This is a genomic window from Corynebacterium bouchesdurhonense, assembly GCF_900078305.2.
Classification (GTDB): Bacteria; Actinomycetota; Actinomycetes; order Mycobacteriales; family Mycobacteriaceae; genus Corynebacterium; species Corynebacterium bouchesdurhonense.
In genome coordinates this window covers 1-15,691 of record NZ_LT546027.1, presented here as the reverse complement: position 1 = coordinate 15,691, position 15,691 = coordinate 1, and the positions used below count along the sequence as shown (strand labels likewise).

15 protein-coding genes are annotated in these 15,691 nt (G+C 67.9%); 11 read left to right on the top strand and 4 right to left on the bottom strand.

Annotated features, from left to right (window positions below):
• The first annotated feature begins 2 nt into the window (after positions 1-2).
• Positions 3-656 (top strand): 4'-phosphopantetheinyl transferase family protein, encoded by a 654-nt coding sequence (locus BN4252_RS03705; RefSeq protein ID WP_066526612.1) that lies wholly within the window; start codon positions 3-5, stop codon positions 654-656.
• A 27-nt stretch (positions 657-683) separates the two neighbouring features.
• On the opposite strand, the gene truB is transcribed toward BN4252_RS03705, so the two are convergent.
• Complete coding sequence (gene truB, locus BN4252_RS03700; protein ID WP_066525942.1) at positions 684-1,574, bottom strand: tRNA pseudouridine(55) synthase TruB; 891 nt, start codon at positions 1,572-1,574, stop codon at positions 684-686.
• A gap of 30 nt (positions 1,575-1,604) precedes the next feature.
• On the opposite strand from truB, the gene BN4252_RS03695 reads away from it, so the two are divergent.
• From BN4252_RS03695 to BN4252_RS03680, 4 genes are all read left to right on the top strand, one after another.
• Complete coding sequence (locus tag BN4252_RS03695; protein WP_066525938.1) at positions 1,605-2,588, top strand: bifunctional riboflavin kinase/FAD synthetase; 984 nt, start codon at positions 1,605-1,607, stop codon at positions 2,586-2,588.
• 69 nt (positions 2,589-2,657) lie between these two features.
• Complete coding sequence (locus BN4252_RS03690) at positions 2,658-3,644, top strand: nucleoside hydrolase (protein WP_066525936.1); 987 nt, start codon at positions 2,658-2,660, stop codon at positions 3,642-3,644.
• 103 nt (positions 3,645-3,747) lie between these two features.
• The gene (rpsO, locus tag BN4252_RS03685; protein WP_066525933.1) at positions 3,748-4,017 is read left to right on the top strand and encodes a 30S ribosomal protein S15; all 270 of its coding nucleotides are present in this window, start codon (positions 3,748-3,750) and stop codon (positions 4,015-4,017) included.
• Positions 4,018-4,160: 143 nt separating this feature from the next.
• Positions 4,161-6,449 (top strand): polyribonucleotide nucleotidyltransferase, encoded by a 2,289-nt coding sequence (locus BN4252_RS03680; protein WP_066525931.1) that lies wholly within the window; start codon positions 4,161-4,163, stop codon positions 6,447-6,449.
• A 60-nt stretch (positions 6,450-6,509) separates the two neighbouring features.
• Here BN4252_RS03680 and BN4252_RS03675 read toward each other — a convergent pair whose 3' ends face one another.
• From BN4252_RS03675 to BN4252_RS03665, 3 genes are all read right to left on the bottom strand, one after another.
• Positions 6,510-8,093, bottom strand: a complete 1,584-nt coding sequence (locus tag BN4252_RS03675) for a succinic semialdehyde dehydrogenase (protein ID WP_066525928.1) — start codon at positions 8,091-8,093, stop codon at positions 6,510-6,512.
• 107 nt (positions 8,094-8,200) lie between these two features.
• Positions 8,201-9,295: an oxygenase MpaB family protein gene (locus BN4252_RS03670; protein WP_066525924.1), complete on the bottom strand. Its 1,095-nt coding sequence runs from the start codon at positions 9,293-9,295 to the stop codon at positions 8,201-8,203.
• Between the two features lie 312 nt (positions 9,296-9,607).
• Positions 9,608-10,294, bottom strand: coding sequence for an AMIN-like domain-containing (lipo)protein (locus BN4252_RS03665; RefSeq protein ID WP_143341160.1), 687 nt, complete (start codon positions 10,292-10,294; stop codon positions 9,608-9,610).
• Here BN4252_RS03665 and dapB point away from each other — a divergent pair.
• The 6 genes from dapB to BN4252_RS03635 form a co-directional block, all read left to right on the top strand.
• Positions 10,293-11,039: a 4-hydroxy-tetrahydrodipicolinate reductase gene (gene dapB, locus BN4252_RS03660; protein WP_066526609.1), complete on the top strand. Its 747-nt coding sequence runs from the start codon at positions 10,293-10,295 to the stop codon at positions 11,037-11,039. The genes BN4252_RS03665 and dapB overlap by 2 nt on opposite strands.
• Complete coding sequence (gene thyX, locus BN4252_RS03655) at positions 11,040-11,783, top strand: FAD-dependent thymidylate synthase (RefSeq protein ID WP_066525917.1); 744 nt, start codon at positions 11,040-11,042, stop codon at positions 11,781-11,783.
• A gap of 58 nt (positions 11,784-11,841) precedes the next feature.
• Positions 11,842-12,750 (top strand): 4-hydroxy-tetrahydrodipicolinate synthase, encoded by a 909-nt coding sequence (dapA, locus tag BN4252_RS03650; RefSeq protein WP_066525914.1) that lies wholly within the window; start codon positions 11,842-11,844, stop codon positions 12,748-12,750.
• Positions 12,751-12,752: 2 nt separating this feature from the next.
• The gene (locus BN4252_RS03645; protein WP_066525911.1) at positions 12,753-14,831 is read left to right on the top strand and encodes a ribonuclease J; all 2,079 of its coding nucleotides are present in this window, start codon (positions 12,753-12,755) and stop codon (positions 14,829-14,831) included.
• A gap of 36 nt (positions 14,832-14,867) precedes the next feature.
• Positions 14,868-15,278: a hypothetical protein gene (locus BN4252_RS03640; protein ID WP_066525909.1), complete on the top strand. Its 411-nt coding sequence runs from the start codon at positions 14,868-14,870 to the stop codon at positions 15,276-15,278.
• A 10-nt stretch (positions 15,279-15,288) separates the two neighbouring features.
• On the top strand, positions 15,289-15,691 hold a 403-nt coding region (locus tag BN4252_RS03635; RefSeq protein ID WP_143341159.1), incomplete at its 3' end, for a TIGR03085 family metal-binding protein.

Below are 15,691 nucleotides of genomic sequence, written 5' to 3'. Positions count from 1 at the left end.
TGATGCAGGACCTCACCCTCTTCCCGCCCGCCGCCCGCGTGGTGTACCTGCGCAACGACGACGCCGCGGACCTCAGCAACTACCGCGACTTGCTGCCGAGCGAGCGGGCGCAGGTCTCCGAGGCGGTGGACATGCGCAAGGGCGAGTTCGGCGACGCCCGCTGGTGCGCCCACCAGGCGCTCAAGGAGCTGGGCGTGCGCGCCACCGAGGCGATTTTGCGCGGGGAGCGGGGTATGCCGCTGTGGCCCGCGGGCTACACCGGCTCGCTCACTCACACCGAGGGGTTGCGCGCCGCGGTGGCCGCCCCGACCCGCCTCGTGCGCTCGATGGGGCTCGACGCGGAGCCGGCCCGCCCCCTGCCCGCGGGTGTGCTGCACCAGATCGCGTTGCCGGCGGAGCGCTCGCTGGTGGACGCCATGCGCGCGGCGGGCCACGAGGGGGCGGACCGCCTCCTCTTCTGCGCCAAGGAGGCCACGTACAAGTGCTGGTTCCCGGTGACCCGCCGCTGGCTGGGCTTCGAGGAGGCGGAGATCGAGATCCGCGCGGACGGCACCTTCACCTCCCACCTCCTCGCGCGCCCGACGCCGGTGTCGTGCTTTGAGGGACGCTGGGCGGTGCGCGGGGGGTACGTCATCGCTTCCGCGTTCTACAGTTAGGGGGCTTTTGCTTGCCGACGCCCCCTTTTAAAGCGTCGAAGGCCGCGCCACGAACGTGGTGGCCAGGCGCTTGCCCTGCTCCTTGACCAGCGCCACCACGCGCCCGTCGGGCCCCTGCGCGGCGTGCGCGCCGTGGAGCCCGCGCGGCTCGAGCCACTTGCCCATGGCCAGCGCGTCGTACTCCTGCTGGGTCACCTGCAGCACGGGCCAGCCGGCCACCAGCGCCTCGTCCATGGTGAGGCTGAGCGCGGGATCCTCGGCGAGCGCGTCGAGGGTGCGGGCGCGGTCGATGGGGAAGGGGCCGACACGGGTGCGTCGCAAAGCAATCAGGTGCCCCCCGACGCCGAGGGCCGCGCCGAGGTCGCGGGCGAGCGAGCGGATGTAGGTGCCGGAAGAGCAGTGGACGCGCACGTCCAGGTCGACGAACTCGCCGCGGCGGGTGGCGAGTGTGTCGAAGGCGTGGACGGTGACGGGGCGCGGCGGGATCACCACGTCCTCGCCGGCGCGGGCCAGCTCGTGGGCGCGGCGGCCGCCGATCTTGATGGCCGAGACGCTGGCGGGGACCTGCATGATCTCCCCCGTAAGCGCCGTGATGGCGTCCGCGATCTGGGCGTCGGTGAGGTGGGAGGGGTCCGCGGTTGCGAGCACCTCGCCCTCGGCGTCGTCGGTGGAGGTGGCGGCGCCGAGGCGGATGGTGGCCTCGTACACCTTGTCCTCCGCCACCAGGTGGGCCAGCAGCTTGGTGCCGCGCTCGATGCCGGCCACCAGCACTCCCGTTGCCATCGGGTCCAGGGTGCCGGCGTGGCCCACCTTGCGGGTGCCGAAGATGCGTCGCAACCTGGCCACCACGTCGTGGCTGGTCACGCCCTGCGGCTTGTCCACGATGACGATTCCGGAGCTGGCAAGGGGGTCGGTCATGGTTTTTTAGTATGCCGTACTCTATGCGCTGTGAAGATTTTGCGCGGTCTCGCTGCGGTGCCGGAGAACTTTTGCCGCCCCGAGGGGACGGTGGTGACAATCGGCGTCTTCGACGGCGTGCACCGCGGCCACCAGCTGCTGATCGGCAAGGCGGTGGAATCCGCGCGCGAGCTGGGCGTGCCGAGCGTGGTGATGACGTTCGAACCGCACCCCAAGGCCGTCTTCGCCGGGGCCGAGGCGCCGGTGAACCTGCTGCCGCTGGCGGAGCGCGCCCGCTTCATCGAGGAGCTGGGCGTGGACTACCTGCTGGTGATCGACTTCCGAGAGGAGTTGGCCGGGGATTCGCCGGAGGAGTACGTGCGCGACGTGCTGGTGGGCCGCCTCGGCGCGCGGCACGTGCTGGTGGGGGAGAACTTCACCTTCGGGCGCGACGCGGCGGGCACCGCCGAGACGATGGCGCAGCTCGGCGCCGAGTACGGCGTGGAGGTCACGGTTGTGGGCCTGCTTAGCGACGGCACCCTGCGCATCTGCTCCACCGCCATCCGCGACCGCCTCGCCGGCGGTGACATCGAAACGGCCACCGACTACATGGGCCGCCCGTTCGCCGTGGTGGCGCCGGTTAAGCGGGGCGCCGGGCGAGGCGGGCGCGAGCTGGGCTACCCCACGGCCAACCAGTACGTGGCAGAGTCTTCCGCCCTGCCGGGGGACGGCGTGTACGCGGGCTGGCTCACCGTGGTGGACGACGGCGAGTTGGACGGCGACATGGAGCCAGGCGTTCGCTACCCGGCCGCGATCTCGGTGGGCACCAACCCCACCTTCGGCGACCACCGCCGCAGCGTGGAGTCCTTCGTGCTGGACCGGGACGCGGACCTGTACGACCGTGTCGCGCGCGTGGAGTTCGTGGAGAAGGTGCGGGACATGGTCAAGTTCGACTCCGTGGACGAGCTGTTGGAGCACATGGCGCGCGACGTGCGGCGCACCCGCGAGATCCTCGGCGCGAGCGAGTCAGCGTAGAGTCGTCGGCGTATTGCCCGCGCACGAGGCACCCGACCACGAGACCCGACAAGGCGGTATCTGACACCCATGGCCCGCAAGATCATCCTCGACGTAGACACCGGCATCGACGACGCGCTCGCCATCGCTTACGCCCTCGGCTCCCCGGAGCTCGAGCTCATCGGCGTGACCGGCACGTACGGCAACGTGCTCGTGCCCACCGGCACCCGCAACGCGCTGGCCATCCTGGAGCTGTTCGGGCGCACCGACGTGCCCGTGTACGCCGGCCCGGACCACGCCCGCGCCCGCGACAGCTTCGAGGTGCTGGACATCTCCAAGTTCATCCACGGCGTCAACGGGATCGGCGAGGCCGTGATCCCGGACGCCGCCCGCGGGGTAGAGGAGCGATCCGCGGTGGACTTCATGGTGGAGGCCGTGCGAGAGCACGGCGACGACCTGGTCATCGTGCCCGTGGGCCCGCTGACCACCGTGGCCGCGGCGATGGAGGCGGATCCGGAGTTCGCCGAGCGCGCGCACATCATCAACATGGGCGGCGCGCTGACGGTGCCGGGCAACGTCACCGCCTGGGCCGAGGCGAACATCAACCAGGACCCGGAGGCCGCTGACCTGGTGTTCCGCAACGCCGCCGACATCACCATGATCGGCCTCGACGTGACCCTCCAGACGCTGCTCACCCGCGCAGAGACCGCCAAGTGGGAGGCGCTGGGCACCACCGGCGGCGACTTCCTCGCCGCGGCGACCAACTACTACATCGGCGCCTACGACGAGATCGCGCCCTACCTCGGCGGGTGCGGCCTGCACGACCCGCTGGCCGCCGCCGTGGCCGTGGATCCGACGCTGGTGACCACGCTGGACATCAACCTGAAGACGGACACTGAGGGCGAAACCCGCGGTCGCACCATCGGTGACGAGACCCGCCTGAACAACGCCGAGAAGACCGCCCACGTCGCCGTGGCCGTGGACGTGGAGCGCTTCCTCTCCGAATTCATGCGCCGCCTCACGGAACTCGCGGCGTCCACGCCAGCCCGTTTTGGCGGGGACGACTCACTGGATTAAGCTTGCAACTCGGCTTTGCGCACGATGAGGCAACTGTGGTTCGCAGCAGTGCACGCGCAGGGTGATTCCGATGAATGCGAACTGAAATAACCAAGGAGATCTCATGGCTTTGACCGCTGAGAAGAAGGCCGGCATCCTCAAGGAGTACGGCCTGCACGAGACCGACACGGGTTCCCCGGAGGCGCAGGTTGCGCTGCTCACCGAGCGCATCAACAACCTGACCGAGCACCTGAAGTACCACAAGCACGACCACCACTCCCGCCGTGGTCTGCTGCTGCTGGTCGGCCGCCGCCGTGGCCTGCTCAAGTACCTGCGCGAGAACGATGTGGAGCGCTACCGTGCTCTGATCGCGCGTCTGGGGTTGCGTCGATAAGCAAAAGCCCCCGGCTCCGCCCGCCTCCCTCGCTGGAGGCGGGCGTTTTGCGTACCAGCTGCTAGGATGGGCCACCGTTGCATGAATGGAAACACGGCGGCACCGATGATCGCCACGCAGATAGACCCAAGGAGAGGGATCTTTTGAGCAACTTCACCCCGCGCAATTCGCACGAGATCGTCGTGGACGAGGATTACGGCATCACCGAGGCCGAGGTCACCATTGACAACGGGGACTTCGGCTCCCGCACCATCCGCTTTGAAACCGGGCAGCTCGCGCGACAGGCCGACGGCTCCGTGACCACCTACCTGGACGACGACACGATGATGCTGTCCACCGTCACCGCCTCCAACCAGCCGCGCGAGGGCTTCGACTTCTTCCCGCTGACCGTGGACGTGGAGGAGCGCATGTACGCCGCGGGCAAGATCCCCGGCTCCTTCTTCCGCCGCGAGGGCCGCCCCTCCACCGAGGCGATCCTGGCCTGCCGCCTGATTGACCGGCCGCTGCGCCCCACCTTTGTCAAGGGGTTGCGGAACGAGGTGCAGGTAGTGGTGACCGTGCTCTCCATGAACCCGGAGGAGTACTACGACGTGGTGGCCATCAACGGCGCCTCCGCCGCGACGCAGCTGTCCGGCCTGCCCGTATCCGGCCCGGTCGGCGGCGTGCGCATGGCGCTGATCGCCGACGACAAGCACTCCGAGGGCCAGTGGGTGGCGTTCCCCAACCACGCCCAGCACGAGCGCGCCCTGTTCGAAATGGTGGTTGCCGGGCGCATCGTGGAGCGGAGGCGCGGCCGCAAGACCGAGTCCGACGTGGCGATCATGATGGTGGAGGCCGGCGCGGGTGCGAACGTGGTCTCCCTGATCAAGGACGGCTACCCGGCGCCCACCGAGGCCACCGTGGCGGAGGGCCTGGAGGCCGCGAAGCCGTACATCCGCACCCTGTGCGACGCGCAGCGCGAGCTGGCCGCCGAGGCCGCGAAGGACGCCAAGGAGTTCCCGCTCTTCCCGCCGTACTCCGAGAAGGTGTACAACGCGGTGGAGAAGAAGGCCGGCAAGCGCCTGTCCAAGATCATGACCATCGCCGGCAAGGCGGAGCGCGAGGACGAGTCCAACGCGTACATGGAGGAGATCGAGGCCGAGCTGCTGGACAAGCTGGACATCGACGACGATGACCGCGACGAGCTGGCCGCCGCCTCCAAGGAGATCCGCGCCGCCTACAACGCCGTGCAGAAGAAGATCGTCCGCGAGAAGATCCTCACCGAGGGCTTCCGCATCGACGGCCGCGGCGTGACCGACATCCGTGACCTGGAGGTCGAGGTCGAGCTCATCCCGCGCGCCCACGGCTCCGCCCTGTTCGAGCGCGGCGAGACCCAGATCCTCGGCGTGACCACCCTGGACATGCTGAAGATGGAGCAGCACATCGATTCGCTGACCCCGGTCGAGTCGAAGCGCTACATCCACCACTACAACTTCCCGCCGTACTCCACGGGCGAGACGGGCCGCGTCGGCTCCCCGAAGCGCCGCGAGATCGGCCACGGCGCCCTCGCCGAGCGCGCGTTGACCCCGGTCATCCCGTCGCGCGAGGAGTTCCCGTACACCATCCGCCAGGTCTCCGAGGCGCTGGGCTCTAACGGTTCCACCTCCATGGGCTCCGTGTGCGCGTCCACCCTGTCGCTCTACAACGCGGGCGTGCCGCTGGCCGCCCCGGTGGCGGGCATCGCGATGGGCCTTGTTTCCGGCGAGGTCGACGGTGAGACGGAGTACGTCACGCTGACCGACATCCTGGGTGCCGAGGACGCCTTCGGCGACATGGACTTCAAGGTGGCCGGTACCGCCGAGTTCATCACCGCGCTGCAGCTGGACACCAAGCTGGACGGCATCCCCTCCGACGTGCTGGCCGGCGCGCTCGAGCAGGCGCGCGACGCGCGCGAGGCGATCCTGGACACCATGGCAGAGGTCATCGAGGGCCCGGACGAGATGAGCGAGCTGGCCCCGAAGATCACCACGGTGACCGTGCCGGTGAACAAGATCGGCGAGGTCATCGGCCCGAAGGGCAAGACCATCAACTCCATCACCGAGGAGACCGGCGCAGAGATCACCATCGAGGACGACGGCACCATCTACGTCTCCGCCACCCAGGGCTCCGCGGCGGACGCGGCGATCGATCGCATCAACGCGATCGCCAACCCGCAGCTGCCCAAGGTGGGGGAGCGCTACCTGGGCACCGTGGTGAAGACGGTCGCGTTCGGCGCGTTCGTTTCCATCCTCCCGGGCACCGACGGCCTGATCCACATCTCTAACCTGGGCGGCAACACCCGCGTGGAGAACGTCGAGGACGTGATCAACGTCGGCGACAAGGTCGAGGTGGAGATCCGCGACATCGACAACCGCGGCAAGATCTCGCTGGTCCCGGTGGAGGACGGCGAGTAGGAAGCGTCGAAAAGCGGGTGCCCCTCGGTCGGGCACCCGCTTTTTGCTTGTCGACGCTCCCTACGGAAGGAACCGCAACTTCTTACCCAAGTCGAGTGCGGTGGTCATGAGCTCGCCGTAGTACTTTCGCGGCATCTGCTTCGGGCCGCGCATGGGCACGATCCGCTGCTGCGAGATGTTCTTTACCTCGGTGTACTTGGTCAGGCCCTCGGGCCCGTGGCGGCGCGCCACGCCCGACTCCTTCACGCCGCCGAGCGGAGTGGACACCGACGCCCAGGTCGCCGCGTAGCCGTCGTTGATGGTCACGCCGCCGGCCTCCACCTGCTCGGCGATCTTCCACGCCGTGTCGGGGGCGCCGAAGACCGAGGCGTTGAGGCCGTAGCTGGTGGCGTTGGCCAGGCGGATCGCCTCGTCGGTGTCAGCCACGCGCTGGACGTAGACGACGGGGCCGAAGACCTCCTGGGTGAGCAGATCGGTATCCTCGCTGACATCGGTGAGCACCGTGGGCTCGAAGAAGAACGGGCCGAGGTCCGGGCGGGGCTTGCCACCTGCGACGACGGTCGCGCCCTTGGCCACGGCGTCGTTCACGAACCGCTGCACGGTGTCGAGCTGGTCCTGGTTGATCAGCGAGCCCATCTGGTAGTTCCAGTTCAGGCCGGTGCCGAGCTTGATGCGCTGAGTGGCGTCGCGGAACGCGCCGATGAAGCGGTCGAAGATGGCGTCCGGCACGTAGATGCGCTCGATGGAGACACACAGCTGACCCGAGTTGGAGAAGCAGGCCGTGGCGATGGTGTCGATGTGGGCCTCGATGTCTGCGTCCGGGGCGATGATCATCGGGTTCTTGCCGCCGAGCTCGGCGGAGTAGCCGACGAGACGCTTGCCGACCACCTCGCCCAGCAGCTTGCCGGTCTGCGTGGAGCCGGTGAACATGAGGTAGTCGCACCGCTGGGCGATTGCCTGGCCAACCTCGCGGCCGGTGCCCGTGACAATTTGGAACACGTCGTGCGGCAGGCCCGCGTTGAGGAGCAGGTTCAGGGAGATGATGTTGGAGAACGGGGTGTTCAGGTCCGGCTTCGCAATCACCGCGTTGCCCGCGACGAGTGCGGCGAGGGCATCGGAAATGCCCAGAGCCAGTGGGTAGTTCCACGGGCTGATCTGGCCCACGATGCCCTTCGGCACGCGCTGCTGAACCGTCCTGGTGATGATGGGGAATGCGCCCGGGCGCGCCTTCATCTCCAGTTCGTCCTCGGCGATGTTGGCGTAGTACCGCGCGTTGTTCATCACGTCTAGGACCTCGTCGTAGGCCGCGGTGCGGTCCTTGCCGGTTTCCAGCTGCACGATGTCCGCGAGGAGCTCGCGGTTCTCCTTGACCAGGTCGTGGAAGCGGTTCAACAGGGCGGCCCGGTACTTCACCGGTTTGGCGGCCCACGCGGGCTGCGCGCGGCGGGCGAGTTTGAACGCCTCTTCCACGTCTGCGGCGGAGCCGACGCCGACCCAGCCGAGCTCCCCGTCAAAGAATGGGGACGTGACCGCCTTGCGCTCTCCCGTGTATAGGGAGCCGGTGGTGGCGTTGGTGGTGAACTTCTGCAGGCGGTCCAGGAAGTCCGCGGGGAGCGGCTGTTCTTTCAAGCGGGTGATAGCCATGTGATCTCCGGTTGCGAGGTTGATGGGAGGAAAACACCCCAGCACCGGCGGCACGTGCGAAAGGGGTAGGGCCTGCGGTCCTGGGGTGGAGTACGGGGTGAAAGGGGTTAGAAGGGGCAGCCGGCTGCGCGGCGGTCGTCGGCGTTGCCGTCCTTCGGGTCGGTCTTGGCGGTGCCTGCGGTGGTGTTCGCGGTGGTGTTCGAGGTGGTGTTCGGCTGGGTCTCGTCGTGGCCGTGGTAGGCGTCGGCAAGCTTCGGCTCCTTGTACTTGCCCTCGATCATGCCTGCCTTGATCATCATCGAGCGACCCGGCTCCATGTAGCGCTTGTCCTCCGGGAGGATGGTGAACAGCTTCTTCACGCCCTTGGCGATGCGGTCGAAGCGGCGCTGGTCCTTCTTCGTCCACGGGAGATCCAGGATTTCGCGCTGCTTGTCGCTCAGAGTGCCGTAGGTGAGCCAGATGACGCTATTCATCAGCGGCTTCCAGATGACCTTCCACACTGCCTCAGGCACGCCGTCCGGGGCCTTGACCGGCTCCACCCGGGCGGTGCGCAGCGCGAAGTCCACGGTCTCGTTGCGCTCGAGGACGTTGTCCTCCATCTCCTCGAAGTACTTGATGTAGCCGTCGAGGGTGTCGATCACCGGGCGCTCCGACATGCCGTACATGTCCCACCAGGTCACGCCCTCCTGGATGATCTGCTCCTTCTCCTCCTTGGTGAAGGGGGTGCCGAAGAGCTCCTGCGCCCAGATCACGCGCCAAACGAAGGTGGCGTGCGCCCACCAGTACACGTCCGGGTTCAGCGAGTGGTAACGCTCCCCGTTGCGGAGCTTGCCCTTGATGGTGTGGTGGTAGTCGCGGATCATCTTGGCGCGGGTGCCGTCATCGTAGATGGAGTAGATGATCTGCGGGGTGGAGCGCTCGAGGCGTGCGAAGGGCTCTTCGAAGAACTTGGAGTGATCCAGCAGGGACTGGCCGATGGCTGGGTGCATGTTCTGCAGCACGCCGGTGTAGCCGCGCAGGAGCTGCAGGCGCTGGTCCGAGCCCCACTTCCAGAGCAGAGAATCCGGGCCGAGCGGGGCGCGCTTCAACTCTCGCTTCGCGCGCTCCGGCTTCTCCAAGTTGTCCGGCTGGGCGAAGCGGGTGTCCTCACCGGATTCGTTCTTGCGGGAGTCCGCTCCTTCGGATGCGAGTGCGTGAGACATCAGCGATCTTCCTCTCTCTGGGGTTCCTGGCCGTATGGAGTTCTGTGTGAAGGGTATTACACAAACTCGGTCGCTGGGAACTGGATCACGGAAACCGGGAAGTGGCGCGGCCGGGAATGTTGCTCACCGTAATGGCAGCCGTCGATATGCTGGCGGTTTGGCGTCCGGCCCCAGACGGAGGGAATCGCCATGGGAAGGATCAACAAAAAGAAGGCGGGCGCGGCCCTCCCGTTGGGCTGGCCGGTTTTGGCGCTACGGGCGTTGCCGTGGCACAGGGCGGCCTCACAGCGCGCCGGGAATCCGGGCGCGGCCCTACTTCTGAAAATCCACCACCACGCGCGTGGGGTTCTCGAGCACGTACGCGTTGTAGGGGCGTTCCCGGTCCAGGCCGATCACGTACTGCGAATCGGCTTCGAACACGCCCCCGTGCACCACGTCCACCACGCCACCCGCGGCCACGCCGACAGGGCCCACGCCCATCAGGTCCGCGCGCTGGCTCTCAAGCATCATCGGAGTGCCGTGGATGTTGATCTCCAGAAACGCGCCGCCTGGCACATCCAGCGGGTGCCCCGACGCCAGCTGCCGCGGCTCGGGGTTGTAGCCCGCGTGGAACCAGGGCGTGCCGGTGCCGGAGAACTCGAACACCACGCGGTCGAATCCGTCGTGGCTGCCGGCGCGAACGTCCTGGATCACCAGCTCCGCCGGCCCGCCGGGCTGGGTGGCCACATCGCCGGTAGTGTGGAGCGACTGCGCGGCCTGCGTGTCCGCGGGTTCGATGGTGGTCGCCACGGTGGTTGTCGTCTCCGTCACCGTTTCGGTCGTGCCCATCTTCGTCACCCGCACGGCCGGCTCCGCCACGTCGGTTTCGCCCCCGGCGCATGCGGCGAGGGGGAGCAGGAGCAAGGGCATCATGCTTATCGACGATCGGCGCATGGCAGAAGTATAGGTGAGAAGGGGAGCGTCGATAAGCAAAAAGCGCGCTTGTAAGATGGCGCCCATGGCTATCAAGGTTGGTGTTTTGGGCGCAAAAGGCCGGGTTGGCTCCGCTGTGGTGAAGGGCGTGCGAGAGGCCGAGGACCTCGAGCTGGCCGCGGAAATCGATCACGGCGACCCGCTGGAGGCACTTGTGCACGCGGGCGTGGACGTGGTGGTCGACTTCACCACCCCGGGCGCCGTGATGGGCAACCTGGAGTTTTGCATCGCCAACGGCATCCACTGCGTGGTGGGGACCACCGGCTTCAACGAAGAGCGCTACGAGCAGGTGCGCACGTGGTGCGCGGAGGCGGACGGAGTTGGGGTGCTCATCGCGCCGAACTTCGCCATTTCCGCCGTGCTGACCATGGCGTTTGCCAAGCAGGCCGCGAAGTACTTCGACTCCGCAGAGGTGGTGGAGTACCACCACCCGAACAAGCTCGATGCGCCCAGCGGCACCGCGGTGAAGACGGCGCAGGGCATTGCGCGGGCGCGCCGCGAGGCGGGGCTCGGGCCGATGCCGGACGCCACCGAGCAGGCTCTGGACGGTGCGCGCGGCACCAGCGTGGACGGTGTGCACGTGCACGCCGTGCGCATGACCGGCATGGTGGCGCACGAGGAGGTCATCTTCGGCACCCGCGACCAGTCCCTGACCATCCGCCAGGACTCCTACGGGCGCGAATCCTTCGTGCCGGGCGTGCTTACCGGCGTGCGCCAAGTGGCGGAGCACCCGGGGCTGACCGTCGGCCTCGACACCTACCTGGGGCTGTAGATGGCTGAAACGTCGACGCTAGATGTGCAGTTGATCGCGGCGTCGCAGTTCCGCATGCCCTCCGGGGTCGAGTGGCAGGCGGATGAGACCGCCACCGATGCAGAGGCGATCGTCGAGTTCGCGGGTCGGGCCTGCTACGAGTCCTGGGACAAGCCGAACCCCCACACCCGGGCGAACGACGCGTACCTGCGCCACATCATCGACGTTGGCCACGACGCGCTGCTCGAGCACGCCACGGCCACCGTGTACATCCGCGGGCTGTCGCGCGCCGCGGGCAACGAGCTGCTGCGCCACCGCCACTTCTCGTTCTCGCAACTGTCGCAGCGCTACGTGTCCACCGACGTGGTGGTGCCCGCCGCAATCGCCGCCGACGAAGACCTCAACCGTCTCTTCCTCGCGGCCGTGGATGAGTCCCGCTTCGTGCACGACGAGCTCCTCGCCGCGCTGGAGGAGCGCACCGCCGCTGAGCCCAACGCGCTGCTGCGGGCGAAGAAGGCGCGCCAGGCGGCCCGCGCCATCATGCCCAACGCGTCCGAAACCCGCTTCGTTGTGACGGGCAATTACCGCGCGTGGCGATCCTTCATCGCAGCGCGCGGCTCCGAGCACGCCGACACCGAAATCCGGGCGCTGGCCATCCGCTGCCTGGAGCTGCTGCGGGGGGAGTCCCCGGTGCTGTTCAGCGATTTTTTGGTGAGCACGCTTGCCGACGGCACCCAAATGGCCACCAGCCCCTACATCTCCTAGCGCCCCTGCGCGTGCTGGTTTCCGTCCCCCGCCCCGGCACGGGGTAGTCTGGTCTGCCATGGGCACATCTAGCAAAGTTAACCGTGGAGCCGATGTCTTTGGCACCACCTGCGTCGCGATGGTCACGCCTTTCACCCCGGAAGGCGAGCTCGACCTCGACGCAGGTCGCAGGTTAGCTGCCCACCTTGTGAGCAACGGGATCGACTCACTTGTCCTTGCCGGTACCACCGGCGAGTCCCCAACCACCACCACAGAGGAGAAGACCGCGCTCCTGCGCGCGGTCAAGGACGAGGTGGGGGATCGCGCGAAGCTGATCGCTGGCGCTGGCACCAACAACACGCGCACGTCCGTCGAGCTGGCCAAGGCGTCGGCCGACGCCGGGGCTGACGCGCTACTGGTGGTGACCCCCTACTACTCCAAGCCCTCCCAGACGGGTGTGGTTGCGCACGTGATGGCTGTGGCGCAGGCGACCGACCTGCCGATCTGCCTCTACGACATTCCGGGCCGCTCGGGCATCCCGCTCGCGGCGTCCACGATCGCGGAGCTGGCGGAACTCGAGACCGTCCAGGCCGTGAAGGACGCCAAGGGCAACTTCTTCGAGTCGGCGGAACTGATCGAGCACTCCGGCCTAGCCTGGTACTCGGGCGATGACCCGCTGAACCTGCCCTGGCTCTCGCTCGGCGCAACCGGGTTCATCTCCGTGGTGGGGCACGCGGCGCCGCAGGCCCTGCGGGAACTGCTCACAAGCTTCGAGGCCGGCGACCTCGCCCGTGCGCGGGAAATCAACGCCGACACCCTGAACGTGCTGGCCAAACACCAGGCGGCCCTCGGCGGTGTCACATTCGCGAAAGCAGCCTTGCGCCTGCAGGGCTTTGAAGTTGGAGACCCCCGCCTGCCCGTCGCCCCCGCGACCGAGGAGCAGGTCGAGGCGCTCCGCACCGACATGCAGAAAGCTGGAGTCCTATAAATATGAGTGAACCCCGTAACCGCGCCCGGAAAGTGACGCGCAAGGCAGGCCCGCCGGAACCCGCGGACCAGCAGCCCGTGTTCCAGGCGCCGGAGCCGGCCGCGAACGCCGGCGGCGAGGAATCCCGCGGCGAGCGCCCTGAGTCTGGCCAGGGCGGCCAGGGCGGTCAGGGCGGCCGCGAAATCCACGGCAACGGCGAGTCCAACCACGGCGGCAACGGCGGTGGCGGCCGAAGCCGCCGCCGCGGGCGCGGGCGCGGCGGCAACGGTGGTGGTGGCGGCGGTGGCGGCCGCCAGGGCGGTGACCGCCGTAACCCCGTCAAGCAGATGCAGGGCGCGGACCTGACCAAGCGCCTGCCGGCCCCGCCGAAGCCCGCCAAGAACACGCTGCGCATCTACGCGCTGGGCGGCATCTCCGAGATCGGCCGCAACATGACCGTCTTCGAGTACGACGGCCGTCTGCTCATCGTCGACTGCGGCGTGCTGTTCCCCAACTCCGGCGAGCCCGGCGTGGACCTAGTGTTGCCGGACTTCGGCCCGATTGAGAACCGCCTGGACAAGGTCGAGGCGCTTGTGGTCACCCACGGCCACGAGGACCACATCGGCGCCATCCCGTGGCTGCTGAAGCTGCGCCCGGATATTCCGATCTACTCCTCCAAGTTCACCAACGCGCTCATCGCCGCGAAGACCCAGGAGCACCGCCAGCGCCCCAAACTGCACGAGGTGAACAAGGATTCCGACATCAACGTCGGCCCGTTCCACCTCCGTTTCTGGCACGTGAACCACTCCATCCCGCAGTGCCTCGGCGTGTCCATCAAGACCGGCGCCGGCCACGTGGTGATGACCGGCGACGTGAAGGTGGACCAGACCCCGTACGACGGCCAGCCCACCGACCTGCCGGCGCTGTCCCGCTTCGGCGACGAGGGCATCGACCTGTTCATGTGCGACTCCACCAACGCGACCATCCCGGGCATCTCGGCGTCCGAGGCCGGTATCGAGGAGACGCTCACCCGCCTAGTCTCGCAGGCGCGCCAGCGCGTGGTCATCGCGTCCTTCGCTTCCAACGTGGCCCGCGTGCAGATGGCCATCAACGCGGCGGTGGCCAACCACCGCAAGGTGGCGTTTAACGGTCGATCGATGCTCCGCAACATGGAAATCGCGGAGAAGATGAGCCTGCTCAAGGCGCCGAAGGGCACGATCATCCCGATCGAGGAGGCCGCCAAGATGGCGCCCCACAAGACGGTGCTGATCACCACCGGCACGCAGGGCGAGCCGATGGCGGCGCTGAGCCGCATGTCGCGCCGCGAGCACCGCCAGATCACCATTCGCGACGGCGACACGATCATCCTCTCCTCCTCGCTCATCCCCGGCAACGAGGAGGCCGTGTTCGCCGTGGTGAACAACCTCGCGCAGATCGGCGCGAACGTGATCACCAACTCCGACGCCCACGTCCACGCCTCCGGCCACGGCTACGCGGGCGAGCTGCTGTTCCTCTACAACGCGGCGCGCCCCACCTGCGCGATGCCGGTACACGGCGAGTGGCGCCACATGCGCGCCAACAAGGAGCTGGCCATCGCCACCGGCGTGAAGCCGGAGAACACCGCGCTGGCGCAAAACGGCGTGGTGGTCGACATGACCAAGGGCAAGATCAAGGTCGTGGGCCAGTACCAGGTCGGCCAGCTCTACGTCGACGGCGAGACCATGGGCGACGTGGATCCGGACGTGCTGGCGGACCGCACCTCGCTGGCGTCGGGTGGCGTCGTCTCCATCACCTGCGTGATCGACGACCGCACCGGCCGCCTGCTCCACGCCCCGACCGTGTCCACCACGGGCTGGTCGGACGACGACCGCGAGTTCAACAAGAAGCTCGTCGAGGGCGTCGAGACTGTGATGAACGACCTGGCCGCCGAGGGCGAGAACGATCCGGTGCGCATGGTGCAGCAGTTGCGTCGCAAGGTGTCGCGCGCCATCGAGCAGAAGTACCGCCGCGAGCCGGTGATCCTGCCCACCATCGTCCCGATGGCCGCGGATCTCGGTCCGATCGAGGACGACGAGGTGGACGCCTCCCGCGAGTCGCTCTAGGGTAACGATCAGCCGCCGCGCACCTATACATCAGACATGATGAACAACGCGAAGGCGATGACCGCCGCTGTCCTTGTGGCTACCGCGCTTATGGGCGGGGCGGCCACCCCCGCTTCCGCCGCTGACGGGGCCCGCCCCGTGCCCCCGGGGGCGGCCGTCCCGTTCGACCCCGGTTACGGCACCACTTGGTACAGCTACGACGTGGCCCCGCTGAGCTCGAAGAGCGATGCCTCCGTGCGCACCCTCGGCCGCTTCGAGGGCGACCAGGTCCTCTGCACCTGGAACAAGGGCGGCATCCAGCAGTGCCACGTGGACGGCAAGAATGTCGTGGATTTCTGGGTCACCCCCTGGGGCCGCGTGATCTCCACCGACCCCGTGGTCAAGGCGTTCGCGCCCGTAATTCGGTCGTTCTTTTCGCTCGCGACCAGGTTGGCGATCTGGCTGTAATCTGGGCCGCATGTCATTCGCCCAGAGAGAGCGCGAACGCCTCGCGCAGTTGCTTATCGACGTCGGGCCCGAAGCGCCCACCCTCAACGAGGGCTGGAACACCCGGGACCTGGCCGCCCACCTCTACATCCGCGAACGCAAACCGCTCGCGGCCGCCGGCATCTTCGTGCCCCTAGCCAAAGGCGCGCTAGAGAAGGAGACCGAGCGGCAGAAGGCGCGGGACTACGCAACCGTGGTGCGCGAGTGGGCTGCCGGCCCGCCCGCGCTGATCAAGCCGTTCGACTCCGCCATGAACACCTCCGAGCACTTCATCCACCACGAGGACGTCCGCCGGGGTGGGGCGGGGGCGGGGCCGCGTGAGTTTAGTGGGGCCGTCGATAAGCCCGGACCTCATACACCTGTGAGGCGGCCGG